Raw genomic sequence first — 17176 nt, forward strand, 5'->3', positions numbered from 1 at the left:
GCAGCACTTCAGCCATATCCATAAAGCTAACCGCATTGCCAGCTTCTTTTTGCAGCAAGCGATTTAGCCTTCTTGTTTTATTCAGTAAACTCATTTAACTGCCTCCCACTTACATGACCATCAATCAATCATTCATTCATTATAAAATATATTGACTTAAATCTCGATTTTGTACAATATCCGTTAACTTTTCACGTACATATTCAGGGTTGATCAAGAAGTGCTCAAGCGTTATTTCAGGCGCCTCAAACGAAAGATCCTCTAGTAATTTTTCCAAAATAGTGTGCAATCGCCGCGCGCCGATGTTCTCCGTATTTTGATTCACTTCCACCGCAATTTTCGCCAACTCATGGATAGCTGCGTCGGAGAATTCCACGGTTATGCCCTCTGTTTGCAGCAATGCCGTGTATTGCTTGGTTAAGGCGTTTTTGGGTTCTTTTAAAATAGAAACGAAATCCTCCAATGTCAGATCACTCAATTCAACGCGAATCGGAAAGCGCCCTTGGAGCTCCGGTATCAAGTCGGATGGCTTCGCAATGTGAAAAGCGCCAGCACCTATGAAAAGCACATAATCGGTCTTTACAGGCCCATATTTCGTGACCACCGTAGAACCCTCAACAATAGGTAGAATATCTCTTTGAACGCCTTCACGAGATATGTCAGGACCACTTCCACCGCGGCTGTTGCTCGCGATCTTGTCGATCTCGTCGATAAATATGATACCTGATTGCTCCGCACGTTGGATGGACTCCTGAATCACTTCATCCATATCAATCAGCTTCTGTGCTTCTTCCTGCGTCAATACTTTACGCGCCTCTTTAACAGGTAGCTTGCGTTTTTTCGTCTTTTTGGGTAAAAGACTGCCGAGCATCTCCTGCATGTTCATGCCTGCTTGTTCGTTGCCTTGACCAGCAAACATATCCATCATTGAAGGAGAAGAATCTTCCACTTCCACTTCCACGGCTTCATTCTCCAGTTTACCATCGGCCAATTGTTCGGCGATTTGCGCCCTTTTGGCGGATAGAGGAGCGTCAGGAGCGCTCTCTTCTTGCTCGGAGGTATTCTGACCTCCGAATAGCATTTCCAACGGGTTACGCTGTGTTTTAGCGCGTGTCGGGCTAGGCGCAAGCAAGGATACCAATCGTTCATTTGCTTGTTTCTCCGCCTGATCCTTCACATTTTCCATGCGCTCTGCTTTGACCATGCGAATAGACGTTTCAATTAAATCTCGAACCATCGATTCGACATCGCGTCCAACGTAACCAACCTCAGTAAATTTGGTTGCCTCAACCTTAATGAAAGGTGCGCCTACCAACTTGGCTAACCTACGTGCAATTTCCGTTTTACCAACACCTGTAGGCCCGATCATCAGAATATTTTTGGGCACGATCTCATCGCGCATTGATTCGTCCACGAGATTCCTACGATACCGATTACGTAAAGCAATGGCAACTGATTTCTTCGCTTTTTTCTGACCTACAATGTATCGATCCAATTCCTGAACTATTTGTTTAGGTGTCAGGGAGCTGTTTTTCACTTAAGGTACCCTCCTCAGAGTTTTGCAAAAGCAAAACTTGCATCGTAAGCGTAATGAACTATTCGATTTCTTCCACAATGATATTATGGTTAGTGAATACACATATTTCAGCTGCCGTGGTTAAAGCGGCATGAGCGATTTCCTTGGCGCTAAGCGTGGAAGCGTGACGATGCAGCGCCCTACCTGCTGCTAAAGCGAAGCTGCCCCCAGAACCGATAGCTAGAATACCGTCATCCGGCTCTATAATCTCACCATTGCCTGAGAGCAGTAACAATCCTGTAGCATCCATGACGATCATCATGGCTTCAAGTCTTCGCAGCACACGGTCCTGCCGCCAATCCTTCGTCAGCTCTACCGCGGCACGCTGGAGGTTGCCATGATGTTCCTCTAATTTACCTTCAAATTTTTCGAAAAGTGTGATCGCATCGGCGACAGAGCCTGCAAAGCCAGCAATGACCTTGCCTCTATGTAAACGCCTTACTTCTTGGCTGTGCTTTTCATAATCATACTGTTTCCGAAAGTGACTTGCCCATCTCCAGCGATAGCTCCCTTGCCTTGATGGCGTATAGCAAAAATCGTCGTTGCATGAAACTCAGCTTGCTTTGAATCCATCTCTTTCACCTCTCGAATGGGATCATAGGCCCTGTAGGGACTGTTATACCCTGGTTCAGTCTCATAAATGAGATAAACCCCTAGCGAGGTCTTTTGAAAAAAGGACCGCATCTAGAGGTGCATGTATGGGGGAGCAAATGAAAATGCAACAAAACATAAATATAGTAACATAAGGACTAGCATGGTTTCAAGTTAATCAGCGATTGTTTTCGAAAAATTCTGAATACTGTCCAAAGCGCGGTTAGCCAGCTTCTCATATTTTTCCTTTTTATTGCGAATACGCTCTGGTAATGCAGGAAGCAAACCGAAATTCGCATTCATGGGCTGAAAATGTTTAAAGTCAGCCGTTGTAATATAATGAGCCATACTTCCCAACGTCGTTTCTTCAGGCAGAACCACACAAGGCTCACCCTTCGCTAACCGTCCTGCATTGATTCCGGCAATCAAACCTGAGGCAGCTGATTCAACGTAACCTTCTACACCTGTCATCTGACCGGCGAAAAATAAATTCTCGCGGCGTTTGAATTGGTAGGTTGGTTCAAGAAGCTTCGGAGAATTGATAAACGTGTTGCGATGCATGACACCGTAACGAACGAACTCCGCTTGCTCCAGCCCAGGAATCAACGATAACACACGCTTCTGTTCGCCCCATTTTAAATGGGTTTGGAAGCCCACCAAATTGTACAACGTTCCAGCAGCATTGTCTTGCCGAAGCTGAACAACGGCATGCGGCATTTTCCCTGTATGCGGATTAATTAAACCAACCGGTTTCATTGGTCCGAACAATACAGTTTGTTTACCGCGTTTAGCCATTACTTCCAGCGGCATACAACCTTCGAAATAAATTTCTTTTTCGAATTCTTTCAGCTCCGCTACTTCAGCTGTAATCAAGGCTTCATAGAATACATCAAATTCTTCTTCAGTCATCGGACAGTTGAGATAAGCAGCCTCACCTTTGTCATAGCGGGATGCTAGATAGACCTTATTCATATCGATTGAATCTTTATCAATAATCGGTGCGGCCGCATCGTAGAAATACAGATACTCCTCACCCATTAATGTCTTCAGGTCAGCCGATAGCGCCGGGGATGTTAGGGGTCCCGAAGCTACAACGGTAATGCCTTCTGGCAAAGTTTGAACCTCATCATTGATGACTTCAATCAACGGGTGATTACGCAGCGTTGATGTCACACTTTGTGAGAACCCATCACGGTCAACGGCAAGTGCGCCACCTGCGGGCACAGCATGCTCATCTGCGCAAGCGAGAATCAGCGAGTCCATCCTTCTCATCTCTTCCTTTAGCACGCCTACCGCATTGGTAAGCCCATTGGAACGAAGGGAGTTGCTGCATACAAGCTCAGCAAATTGATCAGTTATATGCGCGGGTGTTTTGCGAACATTACGCATTTCATATAAGGTAACAGGTACGCCTTGACGGGCAATTTGCCAAGCAGCTTCACTACCAGCCAATCCTGCTCCGATGACTGTTACTCTTGGATATTCTGGCAAAATTAGGACACCTCTAATCTTTCATATCATCTGGACTATCGTCGGCGGCTTCTTCTTTGTGATCGCACTGCGTACACTGAATGGTTACACCGTTTTTACTTCGTTTTTCAATCATCATGGAGCTGCACACAGGGCAAGGCTTATTGACCGGCTTATCCCAAGAAACGAAGTCACATGTCGGATATTGATCACAGCCGTAGAACACGCGGCCTTTTTTGCTTCTGCGTTCCACAATCTTACCTGTATGACAAGTCGGGCAGGTCACGCCAATATCTTTAATAATCGGTTTCGTATTCCGGCAATCCGGGAATCCGGAGCAAGCGAGAAACTTACCGAAGCGACCCATTTTGTACACAAGATGCTTTCCGCATTTTTCACAAATTTCATCGGATACTTCATCTTGAATCTCAATTTCTTTCATTTCCTCTTCAGCAAATTCTAGGCGCTTTTCGAAGGATGTATAGAAAGATTCAAGCACCTTTACCCAGTCTTCTTTGCCCTCTTCAACAAAGTCCAACTCTTCTTCCATATGTGCCGTAAACTCAACATCGAGAATTTCCGGGAAAAATTCTTCCATCAGTTGAATAACAAGCTCACCAAGCTCAGTAGGAATGAATTTTTTCTCTTCAATCGCTACATAGCCACGTTTCTGGATCGTCTCCAGCGTCGGTGCATAAGTACTTGGGCGACCAATGCCCATTTCCTCTAAAGCACGCACTAAACGAGCTTCTGTATATCGTGGAGGCGGTTGCGTGAAGTGCTGTTTCGGATCGACGGCTTGCTTCTGCAAGGAATCGCCTTGCTTCAGAGGAGGAAGCAATTTATCTTCTTCCGTTGTCCCGTCGTCGTTGCTTTCGACATACACTTTCATGAAACCGGCAAACTTCATCTTGGAACCATTGGCACGGAAAATCGTCTCTCCAGCCGTGAGATCAATTGTCATCGTATCCAAAATGGCTGATGACATTTGACTGGCTACAAAGCGCTCCCAAACCAGCTTGTACAGACGTAACTGATCCTTGCTCAGAAACTCTTTCATCTGATCAGGCTCTCTTAGAACAGAGGTAGGCCTGATCCCTTCATGCGCATCTTGTGCATTCGCATTTTTTTTCGTGTACATACGCGGCGATTCCGGATAGAACGCTGCGCCATATTTGTTCATAATAAAGTCTTTTGCTTCTTCCTGCGCAACAGGTGATATCCGAGTTGAATCGGTACGCATATAAGTAATTAAACCTACCGTACCTTCTTTACCCAAGTCTATCCCTTCATATAACTGTTGGGCGACTGACATCGTCTTGGATGCGCGGAAATTCAATTTCCTGGCTGCTTCTTGCTGCAAAGAGCTTGTAATAAATGGAGGAGAAGGATTCCGCAGACGCTCTTTCTCCTTCACTTCTTTGACGGCAAATGCACCATTCCCCATTGCTGCCAGGATCAGATCCACATCTTCTTGGGAATGCAGCTCTCTTTTCTCACCTTGAATACTGTGATACTTGGCTTCAAATGTCGTTTTACCGGCATCTAATAGGACCGTAATAGACCAGTATTCTTCGGGTTCAAAAGCTTTAATCTCATTTTCACGATCCTGGATGAGCTTTACTGCGACCGATTGCACACGCCCCGCGGAAAGCCCTTTCTTAACTTTTTTCCATAGCAAAGGACTGATTTTATAACCGACTAAGCGATCCAAAATCCGTCTCGCTTGCTGCGCATTCACCAGATCCTGATTAATTTTTCTTGGCGTCTTGAAAGCATCCTTGACCGCATCTTTCGTAATCTCGTTAAATACAACGCGGCAGGCTTCATCAGCCCCCACATCCAAATAGTGAGCCAAATGCCAAGCAATAGCTTCCCCTTCACGATCCGGATCCGCTGCCAGATATATTTTCTTTACTTTTTTGCTGGCATCCTTCAGTTCCTTGAGAATGGAACCCTTACCACGTATAGTTATGTATTTAGGCTCAAAGTTACGATCCACTTCTACGCCAATTTGGCTTTTCGGGAGGTCGCGAATATGACCCATCGAGGCTTTTACGATGTATTTACTGCCTAGATATTTGCCAATCGTTTTGGCTTTTGCTGGTGACTCAACAATGACTAAAGAATCCGCCATGGATCGTCCTTCCTCCCCTCTTGGTTTCAAGGTAAAGTTTATTGGCGAGAAGCAAAGCTGCATGAAAATGCCTATGCTAATATGTATGTTGATCCTGGAAGCTGTTTAATCGCCTTTTTCAATACCAAAGATAACAGAACTGCATGCAAATGTCCAAACGTAAATTGCCTCCCATCCAATAGCGCATCAAAACTGATGGGTTCATTCGACAACAATTGGACAATTTCATGCTCGTCATCACTCAGTGAATAGACACTTAAAGGCTTCTTCAAAGCACTGCGATCTTCCATACTTATTAAATATTTATAATCATCCACAATCTCCTCGACCTGAGTAACTAATTTCGCTCCATCTTTTAGAAGCTTGTGAACACCGCTGCTCTGACGAGAATGGATGGGGCCCGGAACAGCGAATACATCGCGAGATTCATCTAAAGCAAAGTCAACAGTAATTAATGATCCGCTATCCTCTGCTGCTTCAACAACCATAACACCGAGTGATAATCCGGCAATAATTCGATTCCTTTGTGGAAACATCCCCGAACGCATCCCTGTACCTACAGGGTATTCTGAAATAATTGCGCCTTCTTGTTCAATCATTTGATATAATTGTGCATTTTCCCTAGGATAGATCTGATTAATCGCGCATCCCAGAACAGCAACGGTCTTGGAGCTGCCTTGTAAAGCACCAATGTGAGCCCTGCTATCGATTCCTCTTGCTAATCCGCTTACAATACCAAATCCCGCCCGCGAGAGGGCTGCTGCCCAATCCTCAGCAATTTTTTTACCGTAAAGCGTCGGTGTTCGCGTGCCAACGATTCCGAGCAATCGTTGATTCAAACAAGCGATTTTACCTTTGACATACAACACCCATGGAGGTTGAGCGATTTCTTTCAGAATAATAGGATAATCATCATCCAATAGCGTAAGAATTTGAACGGATTGCTTCATATAAAGCTGCAGCTTTTGCTCAATGAAATCGGGTGTGAACCTTTTGGAAATTTGTTCAGCAATAGAAGCTTTGATTCCTTTAGAGGCAATTTCAGCGGCTGATAGTTCAAACAACATATGAGGTTCTGGGAAGCGGTTAAGAAGTTGAAGCATCGTTTTCCAACCGACGCCTTCAAGCTCATGAAGCCCAAAAATAATCAAACGATTTTCCATAAGTATATACACTCCTCACGTTAATGACAAATATGTTGCTCTAGTGAAAAACAAAAAACCTCCCAAATCCCGTTTTCAGGGAGTTGGAAGGTTGCTTACCTTCGTTAGAAGAGAACTATTTTTTTGTGATTACGGAATCAAGCAGTCCTTTTTCTTCAAGGACGCTTACAAGTGTAGAGCCCATTTCAGAAGGAGTTGCTGCTACGCGAATACCGCATCTTTCCATCGTTGCCACTTTCTCAGCAGCTGTTCCTTTACCACCGGAAATGATGGCACCGGCATGGCCCATACGTTTTCCTGGAGGAGCTGTTTTACCGCCGATGAAGCCTACAACCGGTTTGGTCATATTGGCAGCAACCCACTCCGCTGCTTCTTCCTCAGCCGTACCACCGATTTCACCAATCATGATGACCGCGTAGGTATCTGGATCTTCATTGAAACGTTTGAGAATATCAATGAACTCGGAACCTTTGACAGGGTCGCCGCCGATACCAACTGCGGAGGATTGTCCGATACCGCGAGTTGTCAATTGGTGAACAGCTTCGTAAGTCAGTGTCCCGGAACGGGAAACCACACCTACGTGGCCTGGTGTATGGATGTAGCCCGGCATAATACCGATTTTACATTCACCTGGTGTAATAACGCCCGGACAGTTAGGTCCGATCAGAACAGTTCTTTTGCCTTCCAGGTAACGTTTAACGTTAACCATGTCAAGAACAGGAATACCTTCTGTGATACAGATAACCAAATCAAGATCAGCTTCGATAGCTTCAATGATGGACTCTGCAGCAAATGCTGGTGGTACATAGATAACGGATGCCGTAGCACCAGTTGCGTTTTTAGCTTCGATAACCGTGTTAAAAACCGGAAGTTGAACAAGCTCACCGTTTTCCAGTGTGATGTCTACCTTTGTTCCGCCTTTACCTGGGGTTACACCACCAACCATTTGTGTACCGTATTCAAGACCGCCTTTGGTATGAAACAAACCCGTAGCGCCGGTAATCCCTTGAGTAATGACTTTTGTATGTTTATTGACCAAAATACTCATGATCTTTTGTTCACATCCCCTATATTAGTTAAAAAACCTGTCGGTTTCATTATTTCACAAGTGCAACGATTTTTTGCGCGCCATCCGCCATGGAATCTGCAGCAACAATGTTTAGGCCGGATTCGTTAAGAATCTTTTTGCCCAGCTCAACGTTAGTACCTTCAAGACGAACAACAAGCGGACGGGAAAGTCCAAGTTCTCTTGCCGCAGCTACAACGCCGTCAGCGATAACGTCACAACGCATGATACCACCGAAAATGTTAACAAAAATCCCTTTTACTTGCTCGTCGGAGAGGATGATTTTGAAAGCTTCGGTTACTTTCTCTTTCGTAGCGCCGCCCCCTACGTCTAGGAAGTTAGCCGGGTCTCCGCCGTAGTGCTTGATAATGTCCATAGTGGCCATAGCAAGTCCCGCGCCGTTAACCATACAACCGATGTTGCCATCAAGAGCGATGTAGCTCAGGTCATATTTGGAAGCTTGAATTTCCTTCGCATCTTCTTCTTCAAGGTCACGAAGCTCTACAATGTCTTTGTGACGGAACAAAGCGTTAGAATCGAAGTTTAATTTGGCATCAAGAGCCATAACATCTCCAGAACCCGTAACAACCAATGGGTTGATTTCGGCAATGGAAGCGTCTTTCTCTACGAATGCTTTATAAAGAGCGAGCATAAACTTAACCGCTTTATTAACAAGTTCATTAGGGATGTTAATGGAATAAGCTAGTCTGCGAGCTTGGAAAGCTTGAAGACCAATTGCTGGGTCTACCACTTCTTTGAAAATCTTCTCAGGAGAATGTTCAGCAACCTCTTCAATCTCCGTACCGCCCTCTTCAGATGCCATTAACACGACACTGCCTGTAGCACGGTCAACAACAACACCAACATAATATTCTTTTTTAATGTCACAGCCTTCTTCGATCAAAAGGCGTTTAACTTCTTTGCCTTCTGGACCAGTTTGGTGAGTGACAAGAACTTTTCCAAGAATTTCGCTAGCATATGTACGAACTTCATCGAGGTTTTTGGCTACCTTAACGCCGCCTGCTTTACCGCGACCTCCGGCATGAATTTGTGCCTTAACAACGACAACGGATGTTCCGAGTTCTTTTGCAGCTTCAACGGCTTCATCAACGGTAAAAGCTACTTTGCCTTTAGGAACGTTGACTCCGTACTGTCTCAGGACTTCTTTGCCTTGGTACTCATGGATATTCATTCCTAAATCCTCCTATCAGTATGGACTTTCTATACACTTGAATTAGTATCACACTTCTTTACAAGCCCTAACCATTGTATCACTTATTTTCGACAGTTTCCTTATTTTTTTCGTGAAGTCGTTCGAAGTTTCCTTTCACACTGAAAAACTTTAGCTATCACTTTACGCATGAAAAAGCCGTATTTTTCAATCTCTGAAAAATACGGCTTGCTCCAAGAACGCATTTAGTAAAAGTTTGTAGTTGGCGTTTCCATCCGCGGCTCACGTTCTGCTTGCTTGATAAAACGCAGCTCATTGCCCATAAAACTGCAAACCAAACACTGAATTGTAGGCTCTGCCTCCGCAATAGCATCAGGGTCTTTGAATTCCTTTATACTGCCGGAAACGGCATCTTTGATAAACGGTTGGGTATAACTTGTAATGACGCTGAACTTAATCCGATTGGAACGACAATTGGGGCAAAAATACGGCTTTTCCTGCATAATTATCACCTCTAGCTCCAGTATGTGCATATTCCCTTCATTTAAAACGCTCTAATCTCATTTGCGAATTGCGTAATTTATCCATTTTCATATACAATACATACATAAGAACGGATCAATAAGGAAGCACCTTTTATCCTAACAAAGCAACAGCTCTGATTAGCTGCTGTATTTTGATAGAAAAGAAGGTGTTTTTGTTATGTATGGCAAAGTCATGAGTGCCTGTTTACAAGGGATAGAAGGTCAGACGATTGAAGTAGAAGTCGATATATCAAGCGGCTTGCCCCAGATTAATCTAGTCGGTTTGCCTGATTCGGCAGTCAGAGAATCGGTCGAGCGAGTCCGCTCGTCCATCAAAAATAGCGGCTATACGTTTCCAATGGATCGTATTACCGTCAATCTCGCTCCAGCGGATTTGCGCAAAGAAGGCTCGTCCTTCGATCTTGCCATTGCCCTTGGCATCCTTCTGACAACCGGTCAAGTCCCTCAGGACCAATTCCTTCAAACCCTGCTGCTCGGAGAATTAGCTTTAGATGGATCATTAAGACCTATCCCAGGCGTGCTGTCGATGGTGCATGAAGCCAAACGAATAGGCATGAAGCGCGTATGTTTGCCTCTTGCGAACGCTCCGGAAGCAGCCCTTATCGAGGGCATGGAGGTTTGCGCAATCTCCAATCTCTCTGATTTTAAGCGCTGGAATGAACGTTCAGTCGTCGAATTTATATTTAATGACATTAATAATAAACAGAATAAATTATCGATGAATCCCACTAGTTACCTACCTTACTCCGACGATTATGCCGATGTCAGCGGTCACCATCAAGTAAAGAGAGCTATGATGATTGCAGCTGCGGGCATGCATAATATCATTTTGATCGGTCCTCCGGGAACAGGAAAAACCATGCTCGTCAAGCGGATGCCCTCGATCCTGCCCCCTATGTCAGACAGAGAAGCACTTGAAGTAACTAAAATTTATAGTGCCTCTGGCAAGCTGCTTGATCGATCATCCCTTATGCGCACACGCTCCTTTCGTGCTCCCCATCACACGATTTCAGCTGCTGGTCTCGTCGGAGGCGGAACGATTCCCAAGCCAGGAGAAGTTAGCCTATCTCATCGTGGAATTCTCTTTCTTGACGAGCTTCCCGAATTCTCTAGAAGTGCCCTGGAGGTTCTAAGACAACCGTTAGAGGATCGCCAGGTAACGATTGCAAGGGCGCGGGCCGTGTACACATTCCCCTCCCATTTTATTCTCGCCGCAGCCATGAACCCTTGTCCTTGTGGTTTCTACGGTGCCGAGACGGAAACTAACACATGCACCTGCAGCCCTGCAAAAATTGTCCATTATCGTTCTAAAATCTCAGGCCCATTGTTGGATCGTATTGATCTTCATGTTGAAGTGCCTAAGCCTAGTTACGCACAATTGAAAGAACAAACACGCAACTTATCGTCTATTGAAATGGCCGAACATGTCATGCGGGCTCATCAGAGACAAATACGCCGCTATAGGGGCACGGGTATCGAGCATAACAACGAATTAAGCGGGAAACGGTTGCGTCAAACGTGTGAACTGACCCCTGCCGGGGATCAGTTGTTACGTGCTTCCTTCGAAGTTTTAGGACTTAGTGCCAGGGCGCATGACCGAATTCTGCGGTTAGCGCTAACAATTGCGGACATTGAGGAATGTGATTGCATTCTTCCCCAGCATCTCGCTGAAGCTATTCAGTATCGGAATTTGGACAAGAAACAGCCAATTGAAGGGATGAATTAATGCGGAACAACAGGCAGTAAGAAATTCCCACTTGTTCTTAATGACAATTTGGAAGTCTTCTTCAAAAAATTAGAGCCTTACAAGTCGTTGTCAGCTTCGCGACAAACGATCTTTAAAAGGCTCCTTGCAGGTGTTCAATTTGAGGGGAATTGGATCGCGCTTACCTCTATATCTTTGTTGCTATTATTTTCCACAATTTCTTCCATCATGCAAATCAAAGTGTCTTATTTTATTTTTAGTAGCTGTTTTTTTCTTTTCCAAAATTTGATCCATAGATCGTTGTCATCATCACGATAGAAACGAATACCAATCAATTTAAGGGGTGTCCATATTTCTCTAAAATAATACATTGGCATAGTAGTATTCTCCTAGTATTAATAGTTTTCAATACCTACTATACTCGGTTTTTCATAATTTTTTTGTAGAATTTTGTCGAATTAAATATAAAGATTGCTTTATAATATCAGCATAAAAAACGAAAATAAGAGACCTTAAGTGCTCATGCGGCAAAAATAATCCAGGTGAATGACATCAATTTGTCTTCGCACTCCCATTAAATTACCATATTTTGAATGTTTCCACCCTTTCATAATGATGTTAAGTTAAATGGGAGCATTTCATAAAAACGCATACAACATGGAGGTTACATTGAAAAAAGCAATCATATTAAGTTCCGCGTTAGCTATGAGTATGATATTTTCAAGCGTAGCATCAGCAGCTACATATGATCAGTATACCGCTAGTGATAGCGATACGTTATGGACAATTTCCACAAAGTATGGCGTAAGTTTATCCAACTTAATGGCTGTAAATCCAAAAATTGATCCAAATAATGTTTACAAAGGTTTAACCTTAAACCTTCCTAATGAACACAAGCAAAATTGGGAAATAAAAGCTGATGCCATTATTGCCAAAGGAATAACGCAACTTGGAGTTCCCTATGTATTTGGAGGCGATCAACCTTATAAAGCATTTGACTGTTCAGGATTTATTCAATATATATTTAATCAAAATGGGTTCAATTTGCCCCACTCTTCTTCCATGCAAAGTGATTTAGGAACTTTTGTGCCAGCCAATCAACTACGCAAAGGGGATTTGATATTCCTAAGTGGCACTTATCAAGCAGGGGTATCGCATGTTGCTCTTTATCTTGGAAACAACAAGATACTGCAAGCTGGAACAATGGGTACTCGTGAAGTTAAAATAAGCGATTTATTTGGAGTTCCGTACTATGAAGCCCATTATTGGGGTGCTAAACGTATCATAAACAATTAATGTTTTTAAGATGAACTAACTGTCGGCTCAAGAACAGTCAATGTATGATTATATGTATTGAGATGAACCATAGCTCCAATAGGTATAGCAGCCTTATATTTTCCATGTGCAGATGCTATATTTGTCATAAGCGGCTTGCCTATTGGAACTATGGCTTCGTCGATTAAATCATTGTAAGATTTGCCATAAACCACTTGGCAATCTGTGCACTCTCCCATCACAATTCCAATGCAATCATTGAATTTCCCCGCCAGCTTTAAATGATTGATCATTCTGTAAACTTTGTTTATAGGTTCATGAGTTTCTTCAAGTAACAATATTTTCCCTGCCGTATCAATCTCGTATGAAGTGCCAAGTGTATCTATGATTGAAGAAAGGTTACCTCCAACAATAGGCCCCGTCACACTGCCAAGAACTTTACTTATTAGTGGCATATTGGGAGGGTTCCGAATAATCCGTGGAGCGCTTAATGTAGAAACTGCCTCAAAAAATTGGTTGAAGCTATAGGTCGGAGTTGAATTTCTAAAATCAAAGAGAAGCAAGCTGGAAAATGTAACTAAATCAGAAAACTGATATAAGGTATTCATTAATACGGAAACGTCACTGTAGCCAGAAAGTATTTTGGGATTGGCAGCAATAATATCATAATCCAAATAAGGGAGAATTCCCGCTACCCCGACGCCTCCTCTGGTGGGAAGAATCATATTAACTTTATGATCCATAAACATATTCATTAAATCGGTGGCTCTTTGTTCATCCGTTCCAGCCAGATAACCATCCACCGCATAGACATAGTTGCCTAAAACAACATGAAACCCCATACTTCGCAAGACAGAAATGCCATTATTTATGGTGACATAACTAAGCGGACTTCCCAATGTTACAATCCCAATTGTGTCTCCGCGTTTCAATATAGGTGGATAAATAGGCATGACTCCACACTCCACTCTCCTATAAGGTTCGTATGTCATATTTATGTTCGGTAAGTGTGAATCATGTTTGATATAAAATGGAACAACCCTCCCCCGCTCGTCAAGTAAATGTACATATTCCCTAATCGGATGCTCTTTTTTAGCCAAAAATAAAAGCCTTCAAAGGTATATTGTCATCTTCATGACCAATAACCCTTAGAAAGCTCCTTGCAGGTGTTCAATGTGAGGAGGCGTCCCTTCCTCTAGCAGCTCTACGGTAATAACGTCGAATCGGATAGACTGCTCATACTTTTTATAACGATGCAAATAAAACTGGGCTGTTTCTCTGACTTTTGTTTGTTTTCGGTAGTCTATGGATTCTTTGGCCAGCCCAAAATGGCCTGTCGGTCTCCTCGTCCGAACCTCCACAAAAACCAAGATGCCTTCGATCTCAGCAATAATATCGATTTCCCCTGTACGACAACGCCAGTTGCGACACAGGATGAGATAGTCAAGTTGACGAAGCATAGCCTCTGCCAGCTCTTCACCATAGGTACCTATTTGTTTGCGATCATCTTTGCGGGTTCCAGTCATGAGTCATTCCTTGAAGACCTCATTTGTTATCTGATCGATAGATGAAACTAAGCACCTCGGCCACTAACTGATACAGCTCCGGCGGAATTTCCTGATCCAGTTCAAGCTTGGACAATACCTCAACCAAGGAAGAGTCCTCCTGAATCGGAATCCCATTTTCCTTTGCTTTCTGCAAAATGGTCTCTGCCATATGCCCTTTACCTTTGGCAATAAGGGTCGGGGCTTTTTGCGTTCCGGGTGAATATCGAAGAGCCACTGCTTTTTTAATGGGGGTAGGATTGGGCTCCCTGTGTAGATTTTTGGAATTCGTCATGCTCGGAAATCCACCCCTTTATAGGGTTTGGGCTGATATAAGGATCTCAGGTCCGCTCTACCCTCAGACTGCCCTTGTTTGCCAGCTTCACTCGGCTTACCAACAGGCAATTCCGGATAAGGTGAACATTTTAAGGATATGAATTGGTAACCTGCTTTGTTCATAGCCGCCGTGATTTCGTCCTTTGACTCTTCCATTAAAGGGGCTAACGCAGGATGATCATTATGTATATTTAATGAAACGATCTTGTTCACGACATGTACATCCACTAATGTATTGCCCATCACTTTCATTTGCAAGTCAAACAACAAGCGGCAGTTGCTTGCATCTACTTCCCCGCGCCTGCCTTTCTGCGATTGGATATGAATAGCGGCAGATTGTTGACCTGTTCCATCCAAAAAAGGGACAAATAAAGTCATATGAGCAAACATGGAGCTTTTGTCACCGGTCAACATAAGCTGTTGACCCGTAATTTGCCCGATGGCTTGCTGCGCTGCCTCTTTGAGCGGCGCTGGTGTGTCATCTGAGGCTGTAAGCTGCAGCAGCAGACTCTTCAATGTGTCCGCAACAGGCTTGACGGAATCGTCCTGTTGGGCAGTTGTCCCGAGCAGGTTAGGCAGCTGATCGCCGATATTTCTCTGCGGGCGGAGCAGCGCCTCCGTGCGTTCATCCAGCTTCGCCAGATGAGCCTCATGCTCGACGCCCACCGCTTTGAGCATCTTGCTGATCCAGTTTGGATCTGGAGCAGCTGCGGGCTCGCTAGGCGCAGCGCTTCGCGGCTGCGTCAAAGCCACACCCGCCGCCTTCTGCTCCGCAGGCGGCTGTACAGGAGCTGGCGAACCCGCCACTGGCGGTTCGCCTTTGCTTGCAGGCTCAGCGCTGCGCGCCTGAGCCTGTGGCATGCCGCCCGCGCCTTCTGGGCGGGCAGTTGGAATCGCCGCCGGCTGTGCCGGGGCGGCGGGGGCTTCCTCCGCGCTCAGCGCCGCGGAGGGAAGGCTTGCTCCAGCAGCAAGCGGAGCTTGTGCTGCTGGAGGCGCAGCGGCAGCAGGCGCAGGCGCGCTGCCGGTCGTAACAGGCGGCGACCCTGTGGACGCCGCCGCGGGCTTCATAGCGCCTGACTGCGAAGCAGCAGGCGCAGCAATCTTAGCCGCCGGCTCCTCCGGCGGCGGCGTGGGCCACGTAGCTGCAGCGGAAGCACGCAGATCCTTCAGCAGCGCCATTACCTGCTTCACCGTGTCTGTGGCAGGGTGCCCCGGCTGCTGCTCTAACAGCGTTGACACCTGCTGTTCAAGCTGCTCCAACACCTGTCCTACTGCCTGCCCCGTAGTAACCTGCCTAAGAGCCGCTACTGTCTCTAGCGTCAGTGGCAACCCCTTCTTAAAAGCAAGAACTGCCGCCTGTGTCCATTCTTCCTTATTCACGCCCTCAGGCACAGAACGCATCAATTGATCAAAGGCCTTCACGTTCTCCTTGGATACAGGAACGCCTTCCTGCTGCATCTGTTGAACCATTTGACGGTTAGCCGCCGTATCCTTCACCTTGAATGCATCCAGCAATTCGCCGAGTGAATCATTCGAGATTTGGATATCAGAAGCCGTCAGCGGTTTCATCATAATTTGACCACCGCTCGATTCAGCTGCACTTGCAGCATCGTCACATCACCTTGTTTGAGCGGGGTCTCCAATTTAGCTCGTACTTGTACGCCGCCAATATTTAATAGCGCTTCTTGATCACTGAGAAGTTGAAGCACAACACCTTTAACGATTTGTCCTACTTTTAATTCCAATACCTTACTATCTGATGCGGTCAAATCACCAACTAAATTACGAATCAACCCGCTAATATTCATCCCAATCACCTCTAACCTTCATAACCCGTTATGTATATTATCGGTTTTACCATGCTTTTTCTTTACATGGATAAATTCAAATCAAGTCTAACTCCAGCTGTTCGGACTGCTGCTCGGCAGCTTCAACCTGCGCCATCACTTTACGAATAAACAATTTACGATGTAGAGGCGTAGGCCCCCAGCGCATAAGCATCTCTCTGTGATGCTTCGTCGCATACCCCTTATGTATGGCAAGACCGTACTCTGGAAATAAATGATCCCACTCCAGACACATGCGGTCTCTCGTCACCTTAGCAATAATGGATGCCGCTGCAATCGATTGACTAAGTGCATCTCCATGAATAATGGCTTCTTGCTCAATATCTATATGAACGGATTCCGCATCAACCAGTAAAAAATCAGGCACAACAGGGAGTCCCTCAACAGCCTTTTTCATGGCCAGCCTAGCTGCCTGTTTGATATTAATCGCTTCAATGGTTTCAACATCTACGATACCAACACCTACAGCAATCGCCTCACTCATAATTTGGTCGTATAAGAGGTCGCGCTTCTTTTCAGATAGTTTCTTGGAATCGTCTACACCATCAAGCACATACCCCATGGGCATAATGACTGCTGCTGCCACAACATCGCCAAACAAGCAGCCTCTTCCCACCTCATCAATACCTGCAATACGTGTAAAACCTTGCTCCCAGATCTGCTTTTCAACTTGCAGCAATGGCTTTCGCCCCTTTCCATCCCATCATTATAAAGGATAGGCGCTAGGTCAAGCCATACCCATTTTTTTAC

15 protein-coding genes and 1 pseudogene are annotated in these 17176 nt (G+C 45.0%); 2 read left to right on the forward strand and 14 right to left on the reverse strand.

Translation table 11 applies throughout. The features are described 5' to 3' along the window. Nucleotides 1–139: 139 nt before the first annotated feature. The 8 genes and pseudogenes from hslU to FU659_RS22630 form a co-directional block, all read right to left on the reverse strand. Entirely contained in the window at nt 140–1537 is a 1398-nt protein-coding gene (gene hslU, locus FU659_RS22595) for an ATP-dependent protease ATPase subunit HslU (protein WP_147949623.1), read from the reverse strand. 58 nt (nt 1538–1595) lie between these two features. Then, nucleotides 1596–2149, reverse strand: a pseudogene (hslV, locus tag FU659_RS22600) (ATP-dependent protease subunit HslV). A 192-nt stretch (nt 2150–2341) separates the two neighbouring features. Continuing rightward, nucleotides 2342–3658, reverse strand: a complete 1317-nt coding sequence (gene trmFO, locus FU659_RS22605; RefSeq protein WP_147949624.1) for an FADH(2)-oxidizing methylenetetrahydrofolate--tRNA-(uracil(54)-C(5))-methyltransferase TrmFO — start codon at nt 3656–3658, stop codon at nt 2342–2344. Nucleotides 3659–3671: 13 nt separating this feature from the next. After that, nucleotides 3672–5774, reverse strand: a complete 2103-nt coding sequence (gene topA / locus FU659_RS22610) for a type I DNA topoisomerase (protein ID WP_147949625.1) — start codon at nt 5772–5774, stop codon at nt 3672–3674. A gap of 71 nt (nt 5775–5845) precedes the next feature. Further along, entirely contained in the window at nt 5846–6937 is a 1092-nt protein-coding gene (gene dprA, locus FU659_RS22615; RefSeq protein ID WP_147949626.1) for a DNA-processing protein DprA, read from the reverse strand. Between the two features lie 115 nt (nt 6938–7052). Beyond that, complete coding sequence (sucD, locus tag FU659_RS22620; protein WP_147949627.1) at nt 7053–7985, reverse strand: succinate--CoA ligase subunit alpha; 933 nt, start codon at nt 7983–7985, stop codon at nt 7053–7055. A 49-nt stretch (nt 7986–8034) separates the two neighbouring features. Then, nucleotides 8035–9195 (reverse strand): ADP-forming succinate--CoA ligase subunit beta, encoded by a 1161-nt coding sequence (gene sucC, locus FU659_RS22625; RefSeq protein ID WP_147949628.1) that lies wholly within the window; start codon nt 9193–9195, stop codon nt 8035–8037. Nucleotides 9196–9419: 224 nt separating this feature from the next. Next, nucleotides 9420–9677: a hypothetical protein gene (locus FU659_RS22630; protein WP_147949629.1), complete on the reverse strand. Its 258-nt coding sequence runs from the start codon at nt 9675–9677 to the stop codon at nt 9420–9422. Nucleotides 9678–9876: 199 nt separating this feature from the next. Between FU659_RS22630 and FU659_RS22635 the strand changes: the two genes are divergently transcribed. After that, nucleotides 9877–11445: a YifB family Mg chelatase-like AAA ATPase gene (locus FU659_RS22635; protein WP_147949630.1), complete on the forward strand. Its 1569-nt coding sequence runs from the start codon at nt 9877–9879 to the stop codon at nt 11443–11445. A gap of 648 nt (nt 11446–12093) precedes the next feature. Then, nucleotides 12094–12720: a C40 family peptidase gene (locus FU659_RS22640; protein ID WP_187274320.1), complete on the forward strand. Its 627-nt coding sequence runs from the start codon at nt 12094–12096 to the stop codon at nt 12718–12720. A 5-nt stretch (nt 12721–12725) separates the two neighbouring features. On the opposite strand, the gene FU659_RS22645 is transcribed toward FU659_RS22640, so the two are convergent. The 6 genes from FU659_RS22645 to FU659_RS22670 form a co-directional block, all read right to left on the reverse strand. Further along, on the reverse strand, nt 12726–13652 hold the full coding sequence (locus FU659_RS22645; protein WP_147949667.1) for a S66 peptidase family protein: 927 nt from the start codon (nt 13650–13652) through the stop codon (nt 12726–12728). Between the two features lie 195 nt (nt 13653–13847). Further along, a complete protein-coding gene (locus FU659_RS22650) occupies nt 13848–14225 on the reverse strand; it encodes a YraN family protein (protein WP_147949632.1) in 378 nt (125 codons plus the stop codon). 19 nt (nt 14226–14244) lie between these two features. Next, a complete protein-coding gene (locus FU659_RS22655) occupies nt 14245–14538 on the reverse strand; it encodes an EscU/YscU/HrcU family type III secretion system export apparatus switch protein (protein ID WP_147949633.1) in 294 nt (97 codons plus the stop codon). Continuing rightward, a complete protein-coding gene (locus FU659_RS22660) occupies nt 14535–16151 on the reverse strand; it encodes a hypothetical protein (protein WP_147949634.1) in 1617 nt (538 codons plus the stop codon). Before FU659_RS22660 ends, FU659_RS22655 begins: the two co-directional genes overlap by 4 nt. Next, nucleotides 16148–16387: a hypothetical protein gene (locus FU659_RS22665; RefSeq protein ID WP_147949635.1), complete on the reverse strand. Its 240-nt coding sequence runs from the start codon at nt 16385–16387 to the stop codon at nt 16148–16150. The genes FU659_RS22660 and FU659_RS22665 overlap by 4 nt, the downstream gene beginning before the upstream one ends. A 76-nt stretch (nt 16388–16463) precedes the next feature. Beyond that, complete coding sequence (locus tag FU659_RS22670) at nt 16464–17105, reverse strand: ribonuclease HII (protein ID WP_147949636.1); 642 nt, start codon at nt 17103–17105, stop codon at nt 16464–16466. Nucleotides 17106–17176 lie beyond the last annotated feature (71 nt).

This window comes from Paenibacillus sp. N3.4 (assembly GCF_008017805.1).
GTDB lineage: Bacteria > Bacillota > Bacilli > Paenibacillales > NBRC-103111 > Paenibacillus_E.

Coding starts and splice junctions, on each gene's coding strand:
- topA (WP_147949625.1), bottom strand. CDS start 5,774: ATGGCGGATTCTTTAGTCATTGTTGAGTCACCAGCAAAAGCCAAAACG.
- dprA (WP_147949626.1), bottom strand. CDS start 6,937: ATGGAAAATCGTTTGATTATTTTTGGGCTTCATGAGCTTGAAGGCGTC.
- sucD (WP_147949627.1), bottom strand. CDS start 7,985: ATGAGTATTTTGGTCAATAAACATACAAAAGTCATTACTCAAGGGATT.
- sucC (WP_147949628.1), bottom strand. CDS start 9,195: ATGAATATCCATGAGTACCAAGGCAAAGAAGTCCTGAGACAGTACGGA.
- FU659_RS22630 (WP_147949629.1), bottom strand. CDS start 9,677: ATGCAGGAAAAGCCGTATTTTTGCCCCAATTGTCGTTCCAATCGGATT.
- FU659_RS22635 (WP_147949630.1), top strand. CDS start 9,877: ATGTATGGCAAAGTCATGAGTGCCTGTTTACAAGGGATAGAAGGTCAG.
- FU659_RS22645 (WP_147949667.1), bottom strand. CDS start 13,652: ATGCCTATTTATCCACCTATATTGAAACGCGGAGACACAATTGGGATT.
- FU659_RS22650 (WP_147949632.1), bottom strand. CDS start 14,225: ATGACTGGAACCCGCAAAGATGATCGCAAACAAATAGGTACCTATGGT.
- FU659_RS22655 (WP_147949633.1), bottom strand. CDS start 14,538: ATGACGAATTCCAAAAATCTACACAGGGAGCCCAATCCTACCCCCATT.
- FU659_RS22660 (WP_147949634.1), bottom strand. CDS start 16,151: ATGATGAAACCGCTGACGGCTTCTGATATCCAAATCTCGAATGATTCA.
- FU659_RS22665 (WP_147949635.1), bottom strand. CDS start 16,387: ATGAATATTAGCGGGTTGATTCGTAATTTAGTTGGTGATTTGACCGCA.